The organism is Pseudomonas sp. Marseille-QA0332 (genome assembly GCF_054950175.1).
In genome coordinates this window covers 791605-807514 of sequence record NZ_CM143106.1, presented here as the reverse complement: position 1 = coordinate 807514, position 15910 = coordinate 791605, and the positions used below count along the sequence as shown (strand labels likewise).

Below are 15910 nucleotides of genomic sequence, written 5' to 3'. Positions count from 1 at the left end.
CTATTTTTAACGTTTGGCGTTCAAACGGTAGAACGATGCCTGGCCACGCTGCTTTAAAAACGGCGCTCCATGCCGTGGGGTCAGAAGCGCCCGAACGCCATCAGCCCATGTGGATGACGGCCTCAATTTCAACTTCGCTGCCCAACGGCAGCGCTGCCACGCCAATAGCGGCCCGCGCCGGATAGGGAGCGTTGAAGTACCGCGCCATTACTTCGTTCACTAGCGGGAAACACGAAAGGTCCGTGAGGAAGATATTTACCTTGAGGGTATTCTCAAGCTTTCCACCGGCAGCCTCGACGATGGTCTTGACGTTTTCGAATGCCTGCACGATCTGACGCTCCGTACCTTCGACGATTTTCATGGTGGCGGGGTCCAGCGGCACTTGACCAGAAAGGTACAGGGTGTCACCTGCCCGTACCGCGTGCGAATAAGTACCAATGGCGGCAGGTGCTTGCTGGGCAATGATGTGTTGCATAGCCTGAATGCTCTCCAGTTCAGTGTAAGAATTTCCAACTACCACTCGACGGCTGATAGACCGTAAGCGCTGGTTTTCATTCTACGAATCGATCCTCCTGGGGACTCACAATGTCTGGACACATTGTGTAGACGACACGTCAATCGCCACCTGATACCCAGAAAATTTGTGCCTCCTAAAGATAATGTGGCTGGTGCATCTCCCTGCGGGCGGCAATCATGAGGACAGCCGCACATCGCCAGGCACAACGTGAACAGCGAGTAACCGCTCATGCAGAGCCTTCTGAACAGCAACCTACAGACAACCGTGCTGATGCACGCTGACGAGCAACCCTGGATCGCCAGCCCACAGGCTGGCGTGGTACGGCGCCTGCTATTTCGTATTGGGGAAGAGCAGGCCAGGGCCACATCATTGGTTCAGTACAGCGCTGGCAGCCAGTTCACCCCCCATGTGCATACCGGTGGTGAAGAGTTTATGGTGCTATCCGGCGTGTTCGAGGATGAGTGGGGCAGTTACCCGCAAGGCAGCTATGTCCGTAACCCTCCAGGCAGCCAACACACGCCCCATTCGCCCTTGGGCTGCACGATTTTTGTCAAACTGCGCCAGTTTCATGCAGACGATGATCAACGCGTTGTCGCCCACCTGCCCACGGAAGGCAGTCAGATGCTCTGGCACGACGCGAACGAAGAGGTCTGGTTGCATGATGTACCGCCTGGCGTTGCCCTGAACGTCGACAACATCCAAGGCCTGGAAGTGTTCGTCCTGAATGGCACGTTGCATGGCGACGGTTTCACATTACGCCCCTGGAGCTGGATGCGGCTACCGCCGGCAACCCCGTTGCACCTTGAGGGAGGCGAGCAAGGGGGCAAGGTTTGGGTCAAGCACGCCGCCTTGGACCTAGGATACTGAAACGAAGACACCGGCCTCGGCCATCAACCAGTCGCGAAATACCCGCACGTTAGACAAATCGCCACGCTCGGGTCGGTAGACAATGTAATAGGCCTGCTGCAGCGGCCACTCCACTTCCCTTTCAAGCAACGGCCGGATCAACCGGCCCGCATTGAGGTCATCCTGTACCATCACGCTACGCGCCAGCGCTAACCCCTGCCGCTCCACAGCAGCTTGCAGCACCGCTGCGGAATTGTTGATACGCAGGCCATGATCGGCACTTACTGGCGTGTATCCCTTCCGAGATAGCCAACCAGCTAGGTGCAAGGGCGGCGACTGAAGCCCATGACGTCCCAAACCGTTGGTTCTGTCTGCAACCCAAGGGCAATCACCATTACAAAAACAAAAGGTGACCACACATGTACAACCCACCTGTCGACGCCAGCGTCGACGTCAAAGACTGGATTGACAGCCGCCCGGTCTCGGTTTACCAGTGGTTGATCCTTGCGCTGTGTTTCCTGATCGTGCTGTTCGACGGTTTCGACGTTACAGTCATGGGCTTCATTGCTCCGTCGCTGATGCAGGACTGGGGGGGCGTGCGCTGCTTTTGGCCCGGTGATGAGTGCTCGCAATCCGCATCCTTGGCCGCATCTTCATGGAAAATCCGGCCAGATGGCGGTCGCCCAGGGTGCCGATGACGCACTGAACGCACGCCTGGAGTCGATCCGCTTGCAGATGGGACCGCGCATGAACCTTGATGACGTCAGCCAGCGCAACGTGCCAAAGCTGTGCCTGGTGTCAGCCCCGAGCCAGGGCGGCACGCTTGGCACCCGCTCGCTCATCCCGCACCGCTGCCACGCCTCGATCGGCGTGTGCGGTGCCGTCTGCGCCGCCACCGCCTGCCTGATCGAAGGCACGGTGGCGCAAGAAATTGCAGTGGTCGGTGCTGGCGACCATCAGCGCTTGTCCGTTGAGCACCCCATTGGTGAATTCAGTAGCGACGTGCGCTTGGATAATGGGGCATTGGCCAGCTGCGGGCTGGTTCGCACGGCACGTCTGCTATTTGACGGCTACGTCTGTATCCCCACGGCGCTATGGACCGGACGCTGAGGATCAGCTGACTAGGCGGCCCGCGTAATCACGAGCGAATTGAGCAGCGATCCGCCCTGAGCGCGACCCGCGCTGAGTCGCCCATCGAATTGCGTGGACATGGGCTTCTTCGAAGGCCTCTTCGGCTACGCCGTAGGTCGCCAGCCACTGATTGACAGCATTGATGTACTCATCGGGCGAGAACCCGTAGAACGAGATCCACAGCCCGAAGCGCTCAGAGAGCGAGACCTTCTCTTCGATCTCCTCACCTGGGTGAAGCACACCATCATCCCCGCGTGTTCTTGAGAGGTTATCCGATGCTCGCTCAGCGATCAGATGCCTACGGTTGGAGGTGGCATAGATCAGAGAGTTAGACGCCTGTCCCGCAATCGATCCATCCAACACAGTTTTGAGCCTCTTGTAGCCGATGTCACCTTCTTCAAAGGACAGGTCGTCGCAGAACAGAATGAAACGTCCAGGCTCTCGGCTCACAATATCGATTACCTCCGGCAAGTCGCCAATATTTTCCTTATCGATCTCGACTAACTTCAGCCCATGCTGATGGAATTCATCGAGGCATGCCTTCACCAGAGATGATTTACCAGTTCCGCGAGATCCGGTCAGCAGGACATTGTTGGCGGGTTTACCATCTACGAACCGCTGGGTGTTTTGCCTGATGAGCTGCTTCTGCCGGTCGATATTCTTAAGCTGATCAAACGAGATCAGGCCTGGATGAGGAACCGGTAACAGGAGTGCTTGGCTGGTGCCTTGCCTCATCCGATATTGCCACTGGTAGGCGATGACACCAGGATCAAGCTGACAGCTCGGAGCGGGTGGAAACGCCCTCTCCAAAGAATCTGCAATCCGGCGCAGCTGGGTAAGGACATCGAGCGTGATATCAGTAGGGTTTGGTAAAGGGCTATTCATGGCAGAGGCGCACGCGTGGCAGTGAAGTCCGTGGATGATGCTAAGCTGCGCCATTACCGTCTAACCACTGAAGGGCACCGATCGTCGAATTATGGACAGCTTGCCTTCCATTGAAGCCGCACGGCACCAACCTGGCAAAAATATGTTCACCTTGGCACTCGACCTTTCGAGCGGAACGAGCATTCCTGTCCATCACCACCGCGAAGGGCAGCTGCTATATGCCAGCTCAGGTGTGCTCGCTATTACGACAGATCAGGGATGCTGGGTGGTACCGAGCAACCATGGCCTATGGATTCCCCCCAACGTACCGCACTGGACACGAAGCATAGGGGTATCCGCTATCCGAACTCTCTACATAAGTGCGAGTCAAGCCACGCATCTTCATAGCGAGTGTGCCCTGATCGAAGTATCCCCCCTGCTGAGGGAACTCGTCATCGCAGCGCTAAAGATCAAGACAGAATGTGGCTTAACGGGTAGAAACGCCAAGCTGATCGACCTTCTCATGGACGAGGTCATAGCAGCACCGGTCAGCCCCATGTACTTACCAAGTCCCAAGAGGGAGCGATTAAAGGGCCTCTGCCGCGAAATCTTTGTTAACGGCACCCTCAACTGGGGCCTCAAAGAATGCGCCTCTTACCTCAACGTCAACGCAAAGACAGTTCAGCGTTGGTTCATCACAGATTTAGGGATGAGCTTCGGTTCTTGGCGTAAACAAGCGCGTTTACTGGTAGCACTGGAATGGTTGGCCTTGGGGAAAAATATCCTGGAGGTTTCCCTGGAAGCCGGGTACTCCAGCCCCAGCGCATTCTCTGCGATGTTCCGAAAAGAGTTTGGCGTGCCACCCAGCACCTTCCAAACGCCGTGACCCGGTGATGCTCAATCGCTCAGAAAGATAACCGGACGTTGGCCCAGCGTGACCTGGTGCCTAACGAATCAGCCACGACGAAAGCCTTCGGCTACACACTGAAACACCGTGCAGCGGCGACGCGCTACCTGGAAGATGGCGCTGTGCCCATCGACGACAATCAAGTCGAAAAACAGATACGGCCTGGTCACTCGGCCGCTCGAACTGCTTATTTGCCGGGTCGTTACGCAGCGGTAAACGGGCGGTTGCGATCATGAGCCCGATCCAATTGGCGCGGATGAGTGGGCATGATCGGTATACCTCTCTCAAGGAGGTGCTGACGTGCTGCCGAGACCGGGGGCAGTGAGATCGGACTGTAGTGGTCAACTAATCCCGGACACAGTTTTGAGTTTTTCCTCAGCTTTGGCCGGAGCCAGCCCATCGTTGAACTGATGGGGTCTTATCAGGTACTGGCTAATGTCTCGCTGAGCTTGCTGTCCGGTCAGGTAGCCCGTGACCGGTATCCACTCTGTTTTCAAGCTGCGAAACACCCGCTCCATCGGCGCATTATACCAGCAGTTGCCTCGGCGGCTCATGCTCTGGCGCATGCGGTAGCGCCACAATCGCTGGCGGAACTGACGGCTACCACATTGCGATCCCTGATCGGAGTGAAACAGCAGCCCTTGGGGCTTTCCGCGTTGTTCGTACGCCACGTCCAGCGCCCTGATGACCAAATCTGCATCCGGTCTTTCTGACAAAGCCCAGCCCACCACGCGCCGCGCATAGAGATCGAGGACAACCGCCAGATAGTGCCATTTACCCTGCGCCCAAATGTAAGTGATGTCGCCACACCAGACCTGATTTGGCGCGTCGACATCAAACGCTCGGTTCAACACATTCGGAATGTCCGGCCGCTCCACCGTTGCTTCTTGTAAGCGTGTGACCCTGGCTGCTTGCTGACCAGCGACAGCTCACGCATCAGGCTGCGCACCTTGAATCGTCCGATTTTCTCGCCTTCATCTTGCAGCATTAACTTGATGCTGCGGTTGCCGGGTGCACCTCGACCTTGTGTGAACAACTCATTCACTCGACTGCGCAACTTCAGGCGCTCAACGTCAGGCGTCCGCCTTTTGTGGCGATGCGCGTAATAAGTTGAGCGAGTGATTTCAAACACTTCGCACAGGAAATCAACGGGTTCATGGGCGCTAAGCTGACGGATCAGCGTATGCGCTCGAGATCTTCCGACATCAAGAGCGCCGTAGCCTTTTTTAGTATCGATTTCTCGCGCTCCAGGCGCGTGATCCGAGCTTCCAACTCTTGGATTTTTTGCTGCTCTGGCGTCAACGCTTGGCTGGTCGGCGTGATGCCGCCACGCTCCTGCTGAAGCTGGTTGACCCAACGGCGCAGGGCCGACTCGACCAAACCGAGCGAGCGGGCTGCTTCAGCATGGCTGTAGCCTTGGTCGAGCACCAAGCAGGCAGCTTCGCGCTTGAACTCAGGGGTAAAGGTACGACGTTGCTTGGTCATCAGACACCTCTCTGTGGCGAGCACTCTCGCCTAAATGGGTGTCCGGTTTCATTAGACCACTACAGGCACAATCGATGGTTTGATGTGTCGCGACCTGCGCAAGTTCGGAGCGGGCCGCGAGAGCAGCTTTTTCTACCACCGAGCGAAGCGAGCTTTATTGCCTTTGATGGTTAGCCCCTGGGTTATTTACCTCTCCTTACCCTGCTCGGTAAATCCCATTTGGGTGCTGCTGCCATGCGCTGCGGTGCTTGGATGGATGGTGGCCATAACAACGTCGACATTCAAGAAGTATCTATAGCAGCCCCACTCAGTAATCTGCTCGCCAATAGTATGACTTCGTATCGTCCGAATCCGGCTAAAATTTGTCTTCCATTAAAAAATCAATAAGTGACCTCGCAGCATTGCTCAGGTCTACGCCACGGCGTGTAACGATCTCATAAGGTTCACTACGCGATTTTATCTGCAAAGGCAGTCTCAGTAGAGTCCCGCACTCAATGTCCAATCTGACCACATCGAAAGGCATGACAGCCAATAGCTGCGGATCTTGGCGCAGCATCGCCAACGTAGTAAAGGTCGAAGATGTTTCAATCGGGTATTGCGGAAAGCTGAGCCCCGCCTCTCGAAACTCCCGCTCAAGGGTCAATCGCATAGGCATATTAACTGGAAACACAATCCAGCGGAAACCCACAAGTTGCATCAACTTCAGGCATTGGCTATCGGCAAGGGAATGTCTTGGATTAGCTACCAGCACGAGTTGTTCCTGGTGCTTGGCTCTACTCTCGTATAAATCCGGTCGACGGCTGACGCTTGTTCTACAGATCACTACGTCCATGCGGCCCTCATCCAGCATGCTCAGTAAACGATCACTAGTGTCTTCGACTACCGTGACTGACAAGTCGGGTTGTTCTGCTCTTAACAGAGCCAGGCCCTCCACTAGCATGGGCACTGCGCCCATTATAGTGCCGACAGAAATTCGCCCGCCGTGGCCTTGGAGGATACCTATCATCTCTTCGCGAAGATGAGCCAAGTCTGTGTTGATGAGTCTTGCATATCGCACAACGCAGCGGCCGAGATCATTAGCTTCCAGGCCTTTCGTGGTGCGCTCGAAAAGCACAGCACCCAAGGTCGACTCGATCTCGTTCAGGGCCTTGGTGGCGCCTGGCTGGGTGATGGACATGGCCTCAGCGGCCTTGTGAATTGAGCCGAGCTCGTCGAGGCTGATCAACAAGCGCAGCTGGCGCAAACGTAGGCGAGAAGCCATGGAGCTCAAGGGTGGCAGCATAGGGAATCACTAAAAGTTATCACGAGAAGAACAGCTGTCATTAGGCAGCACCGCGCGGGAAATTTAAAGTGGCCTCCATTGATCCCCAAAAGAACAACAAGGAGCCCGCATGCGCCTGATCCAATTCGAAACCGCAACCGCTCAACGTCACGTGGGCCTTGTCGAAGGCGAGCAGATCCAGACAGTCCGCCATACCACTCATATGCGCGAACTGGCCCTGGCCGCCATCCGCAACCGCCGCAGCCTCAGTGCTGAAGTGCTGGAACGCGGCCTGGACAGCAGTACTGAAAGTTATCCCCTCGCCCTGGCCGAATGCCGCGTGCTGCCGCCACTGGATCACGAAGACCCGGCCCACTGCCTGATCACCGGCACCGGCCTGACGCACTTGGGCAGCGCCTCGACCCGCGACAAGATGCACCAGCAGAAAGCCACCGACAGCGTCGCCCAGACTGACACTTCGCGGATGTTCCAGTGGGGCATCGAGGGCGGCAGGCCGGCCGCAGGATCCGTCGGTGCCCAACCGGAGTGGTTCTACAAGGGCGATGGCTCCATCGTCGCACGCCCCGGCCAGGCCTTGCAGAGCCCTTCCTTCGCCGAAGACGCAGGGGAGGAACCGGAGCTGGCGGGGCTCTACGTGATCGGTGATGATGGCCTGCCATACCGCCTGGGCTTCGCCATCGGCAATGAGTTTTCCGACCATGTGATGGAGCGCCGCAGCTACCTGTACCTGGCCCATTCCAAACTGCGCAATTGCGCCTACGGCCCGGAACTACGGGTGGGTGACCTGCCCCGCCACCTCGAAGGGACCAGCCGTATCCGCCGTGGCAACGCCGTGCTGTGGGAGAAACCCTTCCTTAGCGGCGAGGACAACATGTGCCACTCCCTAGAAAACCTAGAGTACCACCACTTCAAATATTCACAGTTCCTGCGCCCCGGCGATGTGCATATCCACTTCTTCGGCACCGCCACCCTATCGTTCGCTGACCAGATCAAGACCGTCCCTGGCGACGTGTTCGAGATAAGCCTGAACGACTTCGGTGCGCCTCTGTGCAACTCCGTAGGCCTCGCCCGGGAACCGTTGGAACCGGGAGCCGTACAACCGCTCTGAGCCGATTCATCCACTGAACTGAGGCGCAAGGAGGCGCCGCCCGGCATTTCATAACAAACATAAGAGTGAGATGAGCATGAAGAACAGCCCTTATCCGGCGGCGCCCTCGCCCGCCCTCACAGCCTCCGACAGCGCCCGCCCGACCACTGTGCGCTGGCGCATCTTCCTGATCCTGCTGTTGTTGGCAGCGATCAACTACATCGACCGCGCCTCGCTGTCGGTAGCCCTACCGTTGATTTCCACCGAGTTCGAACTGACGCCGGCCCTGGAAGGGCTTATTCTCAGCGCCTTCTTCTGGTCTTATGCGCTGATGCAAATTCCTGGCGGCATGCTGCTGGACCGCTTCCAGGTTCGCAATATCGTCGGGGTCGCCACCATCGGCTGGGGCGCGTTCCAGGCCTTGGGCGGGTTCGCCCACAACTGGATCACGCTGCTGATCACTCGCGTCGGCCTGGGTGTCGCCGAGTCGCCGATCATGCCGGCTGGCGCCAAGCTCAACGGCTCCTGGCTAACCCCCAACGAGCGCGGCCGCGGCGCAACCCTGGTGGACGGCGGCGCACCACTGGGCACCGCCTTTGGCGCGATCATCATCGCCGGCCTGATCACCTGGTTCGACTCCTGGCGCATCGCGTTCATCATCGCCGGTGTCGGCACTGTGGTCGTTGGCATCTGGGCCTGGTGGTACATCCGCAACCACCCGAGCGAACACCCACTGGTGAACAAGGCCGAGCTGGACTACATCACCCAGGCCAACGACGCCGCGAGCAAGTCCAACGGCAATCGCAAGGCCGTGCTCAAGGAATTGCTCAAAAGCCGGTCGGTGCTGTGCATGTTCGCCGGCTACGCCTGCTACAACAGCGTGTTCTATGGCCTGCTGACCTGGATGCCGAGCTACCTGCACCAGACCCACAACCTGGATATAAAGGCCATGGGAGGTGCCACCTTCCTGATCTTCATGTGCGGTTTCGTCGGCGAGCTGATCGGCGGGTGGACCGCCGACAAATGGCGCACCAACGGCGGCCAGCCAAACACCGTGATGCGCACCATGTTCGCCGGATCCGCCGCCGTGGCCGCGCTGTGCATCCTGCTGGTGGCCTATACGCCGAATGCCGCGCTGGTCATCAGCCTGCTCTGCGTCGCCCTGTTCTTCATCCGCTGGTGCGGCATGTACTGGTGCTTGCCAGCCATCCTCGGCGGCAAGTCCAAGGCCGGCGTGCTCGGTGGCAGCATGAACTTCTGCGGCAACATGGTCGGCGTCATCGTACCAATCCTGATCGGCCTGATCGTGCAGTTCACCGGCTCCTACTTCCTCGCCCTGATCTTCTTCGTGGTCATGGCTTTTGGCCTGATGCTGTTCTCCGGCCTGATCGACTATCGTGAGCGCGGGCTTGCCTGAACCTCACTTGGTATAAGCCCCCCGTTTTTTGAGGTAACCGTGATGCAACTTATTACAAGTACAGGCAGTGAAAACGCTGCCTTGGCCGTGATCCGACTCAACCCGCTGGACGATGTGCTGATCGCGCGCCAGCCACTTACCGAAGGCCTGCAATTGCCTGAAGGCATCCTGGTGCGCGAGCCGATTCCGGCCGGCCACAAGGTCGCTGCCCGCGATATCGCCGCCGGTGAAGCGCTGCGCCGCTATGGCCAGATCATCGGTTTTGCCAGCCAGGCCATTGCTGTCGGCCAGCATGTCCACGTACATAACGTGGCGATGGGCGACTTCAGCCGCGACTATGCCTTCGGCGTCGATGCCAAAGGCATCAAGCATCCCGTGGAAGACACCTTCATGGGCATTGTCCGAGCCAATGGCCGAGTGGCCACCCGCAACTACATCGGCATCCTCACCTCGGTGAACTGCTCCGCCACCGTGGCCCGGGCCATAGCCGACCACTTCCGCCGCGACATCCATCCCGAAGCCCTCGCGGCCTACCCCAATGTAGATGGCGTGGTTGCCCTGACCCACGGCGTCGGCTGCGCGGTCGACCCGGGTGGTGAAGCCCTGGCCATGCTGCAACGCACCCTCGGCGGCTACGCGGTACACGCCAACTTCCACTCTGTACTGATGATCGGCCTAGGCTGCGAAACCAACCAGATTCCCGACCTACTGGCGGCACAAGGCCTGGAACGCTGCAACACCCTGCGCACATTCACCATCCAGGGCACTGGCGGTACCTCCAAGACCATCGCCAGCGGCATCGCCCAGATCAAGACGCTGCTGGCCGAGGCTAATGCCGTGCAGCGCGAACCGGTGAGTGTTCGCCATCTAACCGTCGGCCTGCAGTGCGGCGGTTCGGACGGCTACTCTGGCATAACCGCCAACCCGGCGTTGGGCAATGCCGTGGACCGTTTGGTAGCGGCCGGCGGCACCGCAATTCTGTCGGAAACCCCAGAAGTCTATGGCGCCGAGCACTTGCTGACACGTCGCGCGGTGAGCCAGCAGGTCGGCGAAAAACTCATCGCCCGTATCCAATGGTGGGAAGCCTACTGTCAGCGCATGGGCGCAGAACTGAACAACAACCCATCGGCCGGCAACAAAGCCGGCGGCCTGACCACCATCCTCGAGAAATCCCTCGGCGCCGTGGCCAAGGCCGGCTCCAGCGACCTAATGGACGTCTATGAATACGCCGAGCCGGTCCGTGCCCACGGCCTGGTGTTCATGGACACGCCCGGCTACGACCCGATTTCCGCCACCGGCCAAGTCGCTGGAGGTGCCAATCTGATCGCCTTCACCACCGGACGCGGTTCTGCCTACGGCTGCGCCCCATCGCCTTCGATCAAACTGGCCACCAATACTCGCCTGTGGGAATCCCAGGAAGAAGACATGGACGTGAACTGCGGTGGTATCGCTGACGGCAGCACGACCATCGAAGAGCGCGGCGAGCACATCTACCGGCTGATGCTGGCCATCGCCTCAGGCGAGCGCAGCAAGAGCGAGCAGCACGGCTACGGCCAGAACGAATTCGTGCCGTGGCAGATCGGCGCTATCACCTGACACTTGTTCACCCGCTTACGGAGCCCTACATGACCCGCATCCTTGGTCACAACTACATCGGCGGACAGCGCTCGGCGCTGGGCGAGGTCCGCCTCAAAAGCCTTGACGCCGCAACGGGCGAAGAGCTGCCTGGCGCGTTCAGCCAAGCCACCGCAGCAGAAGTCGATGCCGCCGCCACAGCCGCAGCCAACGCCTTCCCGGTTTTCCGCAGCCTGCCTGCTGGCCGGCGCGCAGAGTTCCTCGACGCCATCGCTGACGAACTGGACGCTCTGGGTGATGATTTCATCGCCACTGTCTGCCGCGAAACCGCCCTGCCCGCTGGGCGTATCCTGGGCGAACGCGGCCGTACCAGCGGGCAAATGCGTCTGTTCGCCAAGGTGTTACGCCGTGGTGATTTCTATGGCGCGCGCATCGACCGCGCACTACCGGATCGACAGCCGCTACCGCGCCCGGACCTGCGCCAGTACCGCATCGGCGTCGGCCCTGTGGCAGTGTTCGGCGCCAGCAACTTCCCGCTGGCCTTCTCCACCGCTGGCGGTGACACTGCCTCGGCGCTGGCCGCCGGCTGCCCCGTGGTGGTCAAGGCCCACAGCGGCCACATGGCCACGGCCGAATGGGTGGCCGATGCCATCACTCGCGCCGCCGACCGCACCGGCATGCCGGTGGGGGTCTTCAACATGATCTACGGCGGTGGCGTAGGTGAATGGCTAGTCAAGCACCCGGCGATCCAGGCGGTGGGCTTTACCGGTTCCCTGAAGGGCGGCAATGCCCTGAGTCGCCTCGCTGCCGAACGGCCCCAGCCGATCCCGGTGTTCGCCGAGATGTCCAGCATCAACCCGGTGATCCTGCTACCGGGCGCCCTGCAAGCCCGCAGCGAGACCATCGCCCGCGAACTCAGTGCCTCGGTGAGCCTCGGCTGTGGCCAGTTCTGCACCAACCCCGGCCTTATCCTCGGTCTTCGTTCGCCGGCCTTTAGTGCGTTCGTCGAGCAGTTCAAGGCACAGATGGCCAACCAGCCGGCGCAAACCATGCTTAACCGTGGCACCCTCGCCAGCTACCTCAGAGGGCTGGGCCATCTGCACGAGCATCCGGGCATCCGCCATTTAGCAGGCGTTGAACAGGGCGACAACCAGGCTGCGCCACAGCTGTTCCAGGCCGATGTCAGCCTGTTGCTCAACGGTGATGAATTGCTGCAGGAAGAGGTATTCGGCCCTGCGACCTTGCTGATCGAGGTAGAAGATCAGCAGCAACTGGCGGCCGCCATCCAAGCCCTGCGCGGCCAACTGACAGCCACACTGATCGGCGAACCCGAGGAGTTGGTAGATTGGGGCTGGCTGGGCGAGCTATTGCAGGAGAAAGTCGGCCGAATACTAATTAATGGCTACCCGACCGGCGTGGAAGTCTGTGATGCCATGGTCCATGGCGGGCCCTATCCTGCGACTTCTGACTCCCGCGGCACATCTGTAGGTACTTTGGCCATCGACCGATACATGCGGCCAGTGTGTTTCCAAAATTACCCAGACCCATTGCTCCCACTTCCCCTCCAAAGCAGCAACCCCTTAAACCTGCTGCGGTTGGTTGATGGTGAAGCGACGCGAGCCTGCGCATAGTTGCCCAATTAAGCTTCGCGCCACCTGTATCTAGAAACATGCAGCTCGTCACGTCATCTGGCGAAGCCCTGACACTGCTCAGGGTTTCGCCATTTATTGCTCTATGACCCAGCTAATAAAGGGTTTCTGACAGAGCTGGCGTTGAAAGAGATTCCTGATCATCGTCATCTGGCGGAGCAATCTCGATTGACAAACTCATTATACGCGCTCGCAAACCAGCCACTGATATTATTAGTTTTTCTCCCGAATTATATAACCCCCCAAATAACCAGGCATTCTTCATAACCTGAAACTTACTCAAGGAGTATTAATGACATGCATTATTTACCGACTAACACGGAGTGAGCCAATTGAGGAACCGAGCGCTGCGCCTTCCAGCTATAAATCGAACGCCTCAGAATCTCTTTAGTCCATGCTAAAAGCGGCCTGATACTTCAGGGTGAATGCCAGCCACCCCTGCTGGATTCCACTATGAAGGCTACCTCTTCCTCTCTGCTCCTTTTTTGCCTTATGTCGCTTGGCGCCGCCGCCCAAGACGCGCGCGAGCGCCCCGACATGGGCCTGGTGCAGCGGCAGATCAGTTCCATCGAACTGTTGGCCGAACGCGCAACCACCGGCTCTGTCAATACCGCCGAGACCCGTTATCGCTTCGATTATCCGAGGTTCGTAGCGGACCTTGAGCGTGTGCGCCAAGGCATCCACAACTACCTATCAGCCTCCCGCGCGCAGCCTGCTGACCTCGTCGAACTGGCAGGTGATTACCGTGCTGCAGCACCCCAATCGAGTTCCCCCGATGAACATGACTGACGCCCAACTCAGCGCGTTCTCTGCCGTTGCCGGGTTCAACCCGCAACTCAGCTCAGTGTTGTGGCGCTCATCGGTGCTGGTGCTCGCCTTGCTCTGGTGCACCTGGGCGTTGTGGACCGGCTACCGCGGTTGGGCGGCCGACAATCTCAATTTTGGTGCGCTCGGGGGCAGTACGCTGCGCTTGGCTCTCGCCCTGATCGTACTGATGTTTTTCATGCTTTCGTAACCAGGAGACCTTGCCATGAATCTCTCCCGTCGTTGCCATCGCCCGCTCGCTCTGTTGCGGGAGTCCTGCTCCCGAGTTCTGTTCGGTGGCCTGGTGTTGCTGAGCTCGACTCTGGCTTGGGCTGACCTGCCGACCATGGAGGCGCCCTCCCGCGGCGAAGGGTCGGGACTGATCGACACCATCAAGAACTACGCCTACGACGGCGGCATCCTGCTCGGCCTGCTGATCGCCACCCTCGCGTTCCTCGGCGTGGCCTGGCATTCACTCACCGTCTACGCCGACGTGCAGAACCAACGCAAGACCTGGAAGGACCTCGGCGCCGTGGTCGGCGTCGGCGCGCTGTTGGTGGTAGTGATCTTGTGGTTCCTCACCAAAGCCGCGACGATCCTGTGAGGTCACCATGTCCGACGCCCCTGCCACCGTGCCTGACGGCACGCTCACCTTCCTCCCGGAGCGCCTCAACCGAGACCCGGCCGTTCTCCGTGGGCTCACCAACGACGAGATGTGGGTCGCGCTGGTCATCGGCGCAGGACTGGGTGTGATTCTCGGCGCGCCGCTGGCGGTGGCCACCGCCGCCATCGCTACCCTCCCCACCTGCATATTCATCTGCATGGCGCTGGTATTACTGTGCGGCGGCAAGCTGATGCGCCGAGCCAAGCGTGCTCGTCCCGAAACCTGGCTGTATCGTCGCCTGCAATGGCATCTGGCAGTGCACTGGGGCATCGGCACTCATCATTTGATCCTGCACTCAGGGCCTTGGACAGTGCGCCGCACGCGGCGACACGCGAGGTCTACGCCATGAGCCGCTTCCGTAACAAGGTGGATGCGCAGCAGGCGCATATCTTCAGCCTGCGTCTGGCCGTTTCGATTCTGGCACTGCTGTGCTGCGGGCTGTGGTATGGCTGGCAGTCCGCGCCCTCCGAGCTGACCATCCATGTGCCGCCCGATTTACGTTCCGGCAGCACGCGCAAATGGTGGGACGTCCCACCGGAGAACATCTACGCCTTCGCCCTGTACATTTTTGGCCAACTCAACCGCTGGCCCACCGACGGTGGATGGACACCGCTGCCACCTGCCGAGCGTTGCCCATGAACGTGACCACCCACACCCAAAGCAGATCGCCAAAGCCCAGCAAGGCTGGTCGTAATCGTGCCTTGGCTGCGGCGGTGCTGCTCGTCGCCGCCGAAAAGTGCCTGGCATTGACCACCCCAACCATCATCGCCTCCGTCACTTCGCTGTAGTGTCTGGAGTATCAGGTCGTCGGAATCTGCTACTGGCTGCTCTGCACGCCGTTCACTTGTACGGTGCGAACCTCACTGAAGATCGTCACTTCATTCCAGAGCTGGTGGTATTGAGCTATGCCGACACCGGCGCCAATCCCTGGAGCGAGATGTCGCCGCTGTCGGAGCCGACGCTAACGTCGCAAAGAAGTGGTACGTCAGCTGTTTCCACTTAGTCCGGCCAATTGCTCATAGTCGAGTATCAACAAAGCGCGACCCTTTCGTGCAAGGATGCCTTTGTCCTCCAACTGCCCTAGCACTTGAGAGACGCTGACCCGAGATAGGTGGCAAATGTCGGCCATTTCCTGCTGCGTGAAAAGCATATCCAGACTGAAGCCACTTGCTTGCCGGCAGCCATGACTGTTCACCAACGCCAGCAGGTTGAAGGCGACACGCTGCAGTGCACTGGCGCTGCGCAGCAGTTGGTAATGCTGCATCATAATGCTGAAGCGCAAGTCCGCTAACGCCAGCAATTGCTCACTGACTAGCGGGTGGTGCCGAAGCCTCAGCAATGTATCCACGCAGACCTGAGTGGCCTGTACATCCGTGGAGGCGATAGCGGAAGTTGCGTGTTTGCGAGTCGCGAACAGGCCCGCATCGCCAAAAAGGCCGCCACTGCCAAACACGATCAGATGCCCCTCATGGCCACTGTATGAATGGCTGACAAGGCGCACACGCCCTTCGTCAACAAGGTAAACCGACTGGCACGGAGAATTCTCTCGGTAAATCACCGCATTCTGCTTGAACGTGACTTTACGCCCCTCACTACGCAGTGAGCTCCAGTCGTGCTTCAACTGACTCTGCCATGGTGAAATGATGTTTGAAGCAGATGCTGGGGCAGTAGACATGATGGGA

General features: G+C 59.1%; 15 protein-coding genes and 7 pseudogenes. 16 read left to right on the top strand and 6 right to left on the bottom strand.

All coding sequences use genetic code 11. The annotated features are described in order from the left end of the window. Nucleotides 1-100: 100 nt before the first annotated feature. Nucleotides 101-475, bottom strand: coding sequence for a Rid family detoxifying hydrolase (locus tag ACY8GK_RS04060; protein ID WP_462402387.1), 375 nt, complete (start codon nt 473-475; stop codon nt 101-103). Nucleotides 476-745: 270 nt separating this feature from the next. Between ACY8GK_RS04060 and ACY8GK_RS04055 the strand changes: the two genes are divergently transcribed. Then, nucleotides 746-1384: a cupin domain-containing protein gene (locus ACY8GK_RS04055; RefSeq protein ID WP_462402386.1), complete on the top strand. Its 639-nt coding sequence runs from the start codon at nt 746-748 to the stop codon at nt 1382-1384. Here ACY8GK_RS04055 and ACY8GK_RS04050 read toward each other — a convergent pair. Further along, nucleotides 1373-1780, bottom strand: a complete 408-nt coding sequence (locus tag ACY8GK_RS04050) for a LysR substrate-binding domain-containing protein (protein WP_462402385.1) — start codon at nt 1778-1780, stop codon at nt 1373-1375. The genes ACY8GK_RS04055 and ACY8GK_RS04050 overlap by 12 nt on opposite strands. A gap of 2 nt (nt 1781-1782) precedes the next feature. Here ACY8GK_RS04050 and ACY8GK_RS04045 point away from each other — a divergent pair. Beyond that, nucleotides 1783-1990 (top strand): annotated as a pseudogene (locus ACY8GK_RS04045) (aromatic acid/H+ symport family MFS transporter); the annotation flags it as partial. A gap of 63 nt (nt 1991-2053) precedes the next feature. After that, nucleotides 2054-2473, top strand: a pseudogene (locus ACY8GK_RS04040) (PrpF domain-containing protein); the annotation flags it as partial. Between the two features lie 3 nt (nt 2474-2476). Here the strand turns inward: ACY8GK_RS04040 and ACY8GK_RS04035 are convergent. Beyond that, nucleotides 2477-3379, bottom strand: coding sequence for an ATP-binding protein (locus ACY8GK_RS04035; RefSeq protein WP_462402384.1), 903 nt, complete (start codon nt 3377-3379; stop codon nt 2477-2479). A 91-nt stretch (nt 3380-3470) separates the two neighbouring features. On the opposite strand from ACY8GK_RS04035, the gene ACY8GK_RS04030 reads away from it, so the two are divergent. Together ACY8GK_RS04030 and ACY8GK_RS04025 are read left to right on the top strand one after the other, a co-directional pair. Beyond that, complete coding sequence (locus tag ACY8GK_RS04030; protein ID WP_462402383.1) at nt 3471-4244, top strand: AraC family transcriptional regulator; 774 nt, start codon at nt 3471-3473, stop codon at nt 4242-4244. A gap of 38 nt (nt 4245-4282) precedes the next feature. After that, nucleotides 4283-4566, top strand: a pseudogene (locus ACY8GK_RS04025) (IS66 family transposase); the annotation flags it as partial. 40 nt (nt 4567-4606) lie between these two features. Here the strand turns inward: ACY8GK_RS04025 and ACY8GK_RS04020 are convergent. After that, nucleotides 4607-5750 (bottom strand): annotated as a pseudogene (locus tag ACY8GK_RS04020) (IS3 family transposase). 61 nt (nt 5751-5811) lie between these two features. On the opposite strand from ACY8GK_RS04020, the pseudogene ACY8GK_RS04015 reads away from it, so the two are divergent. Next, nucleotides 5812-6048 (top strand): annotated as a pseudogene (locus ACY8GK_RS04015) (TIGR03747 family integrating conjugative element membrane protein); the annotation flags it as partial. A gap of 57 nt (nt 6049-6105) precedes the next feature. On the opposite strand, the gene ACY8GK_RS04010 reads toward ACY8GK_RS04015, so the two are convergent. Beyond that, nucleotides 6106-7032, bottom strand: coding sequence for a LysR family transcriptional regulator (locus ACY8GK_RS04010; RefSeq protein WP_462402382.1), 927 nt, complete (start codon nt 7030-7032; stop codon nt 6106-6108). A 109-nt stretch (nt 7033-7141) separates the two neighbouring features. Here ACY8GK_RS04010 and araD1 point away from each other — a divergent pair, with 109 nt between their 5' ends. From araD1 to ACY8GK_RS03960, 10 genes and pseudogenes are all read left to right on the top strand, one after another. Beyond that, the gene (araD1, locus tag ACY8GK_RS04005; RefSeq protein WP_462402381.1) at nt 7142-8140 is read left to right on the top strand and encodes an AraD1 family protein; all 999 of its coding nucleotides are present in this window, start codon (nt 7142-7144) and stop codon (nt 8138-8140) included. Between the two features lie 76 nt (nt 8141-8216). Next, complete coding sequence (locus ACY8GK_RS04000) at nt 8217-9536, top strand: MFS transporter (RefSeq protein WP_462402380.1); 1320 nt, start codon at nt 8217-8219, stop codon at nt 9534-9536. 42 nt (nt 9537-9578) lie between these two features. Continuing rightward, nucleotides 9579-11132: a UxaA family hydrolase gene (locus ACY8GK_RS03995; RefSeq protein ID WP_462402379.1), complete on the top strand. Its 1554-nt coding sequence runs from the start codon at nt 9579-9581 to the stop codon at nt 11130-11132. A gap of 29 nt (nt 11133-11161) precedes the next feature. Next, complete coding sequence (locus tag ACY8GK_RS03990) at nt 11162-12742, top strand: aldehyde dehydrogenase (NADP(+)) (RefSeq protein ID WP_462402378.1); 1581 nt, start codon at nt 11162-11164, stop codon at nt 12740-12742. A 471-nt stretch (nt 12743-13213) separates the two neighbouring features. Continuing rightward, the gene (locus ACY8GK_RS03985) at nt 13214-13549 is read left to right on the top strand and encodes an integrative conjugative element protein, RAQPRD family (protein ID WP_462402377.1); all 336 of its coding nucleotides are present in this window, start codon (nt 13214-13216) and stop codon (nt 13547-13549) included. Then, nucleotides 13536-13775, top strand: coding sequence for a TIGR03758 family integrating conjugative element protein (locus tag ACY8GK_RS03980; protein ID WP_462402376.1), 240 nt, complete (start codon nt 13536-13538; stop codon nt 13773-13775). The genes ACY8GK_RS03985 and ACY8GK_RS03980 overlap by 14 nt, the downstream gene beginning before the upstream one ends. Nucleotides 13776-13790: 15 nt before the next feature. Beyond that, nucleotides 13791-14168, top strand: a complete 378-nt coding sequence (locus ACY8GK_RS03975; protein WP_462402375.1) for a TIGR03745 family integrating conjugative element membrane protein — start codon at nt 13791-13793, stop codon at nt 14166-14168. A gap of 7 nt (nt 14169-14175) precedes the next feature. Then, complete coding sequence (locus ACY8GK_RS03970) at nt 14176-14577, top strand: TIGR03750 family conjugal transfer protein (protein WP_462402374.1); 402 nt, start codon at nt 14176-14178, stop codon at nt 14575-14577. After that, nucleotides 14574-14828, top strand: a pseudogene (locus tag ACY8GK_RS03965) (DUF2895 family protein); the annotation flags it as partial. The gene ACY8GK_RS03970 and the pseudogene ACY8GK_RS03965, both read left to right, overlap by 4 nt. Before the next feature lie 35 nt (nt 14829-14863). Beyond that, nucleotides 14864-15210 (top strand): annotated as a pseudogene (locus ACY8GK_RS03960) (TIGR03756 family integrating conjugative element protein); the annotation flags it as partial. A gap of 3 nt (nt 15211-15213) precedes the next feature. On the opposite strand, the gene ACY8GK_RS03955 reads toward ACY8GK_RS03960, so the two are convergent. Next, nucleotides 15214-15903 (bottom strand): Crp/Fnr family transcriptional regulator, encoded by a 690-nt coding sequence (locus tag ACY8GK_RS03955; protein ID WP_462402373.1) that lies wholly within the window; start codon nt 15901-15903, stop codon nt 15214-15216. Nucleotides 15904-15910: the final 7 nt, after the last annotated feature.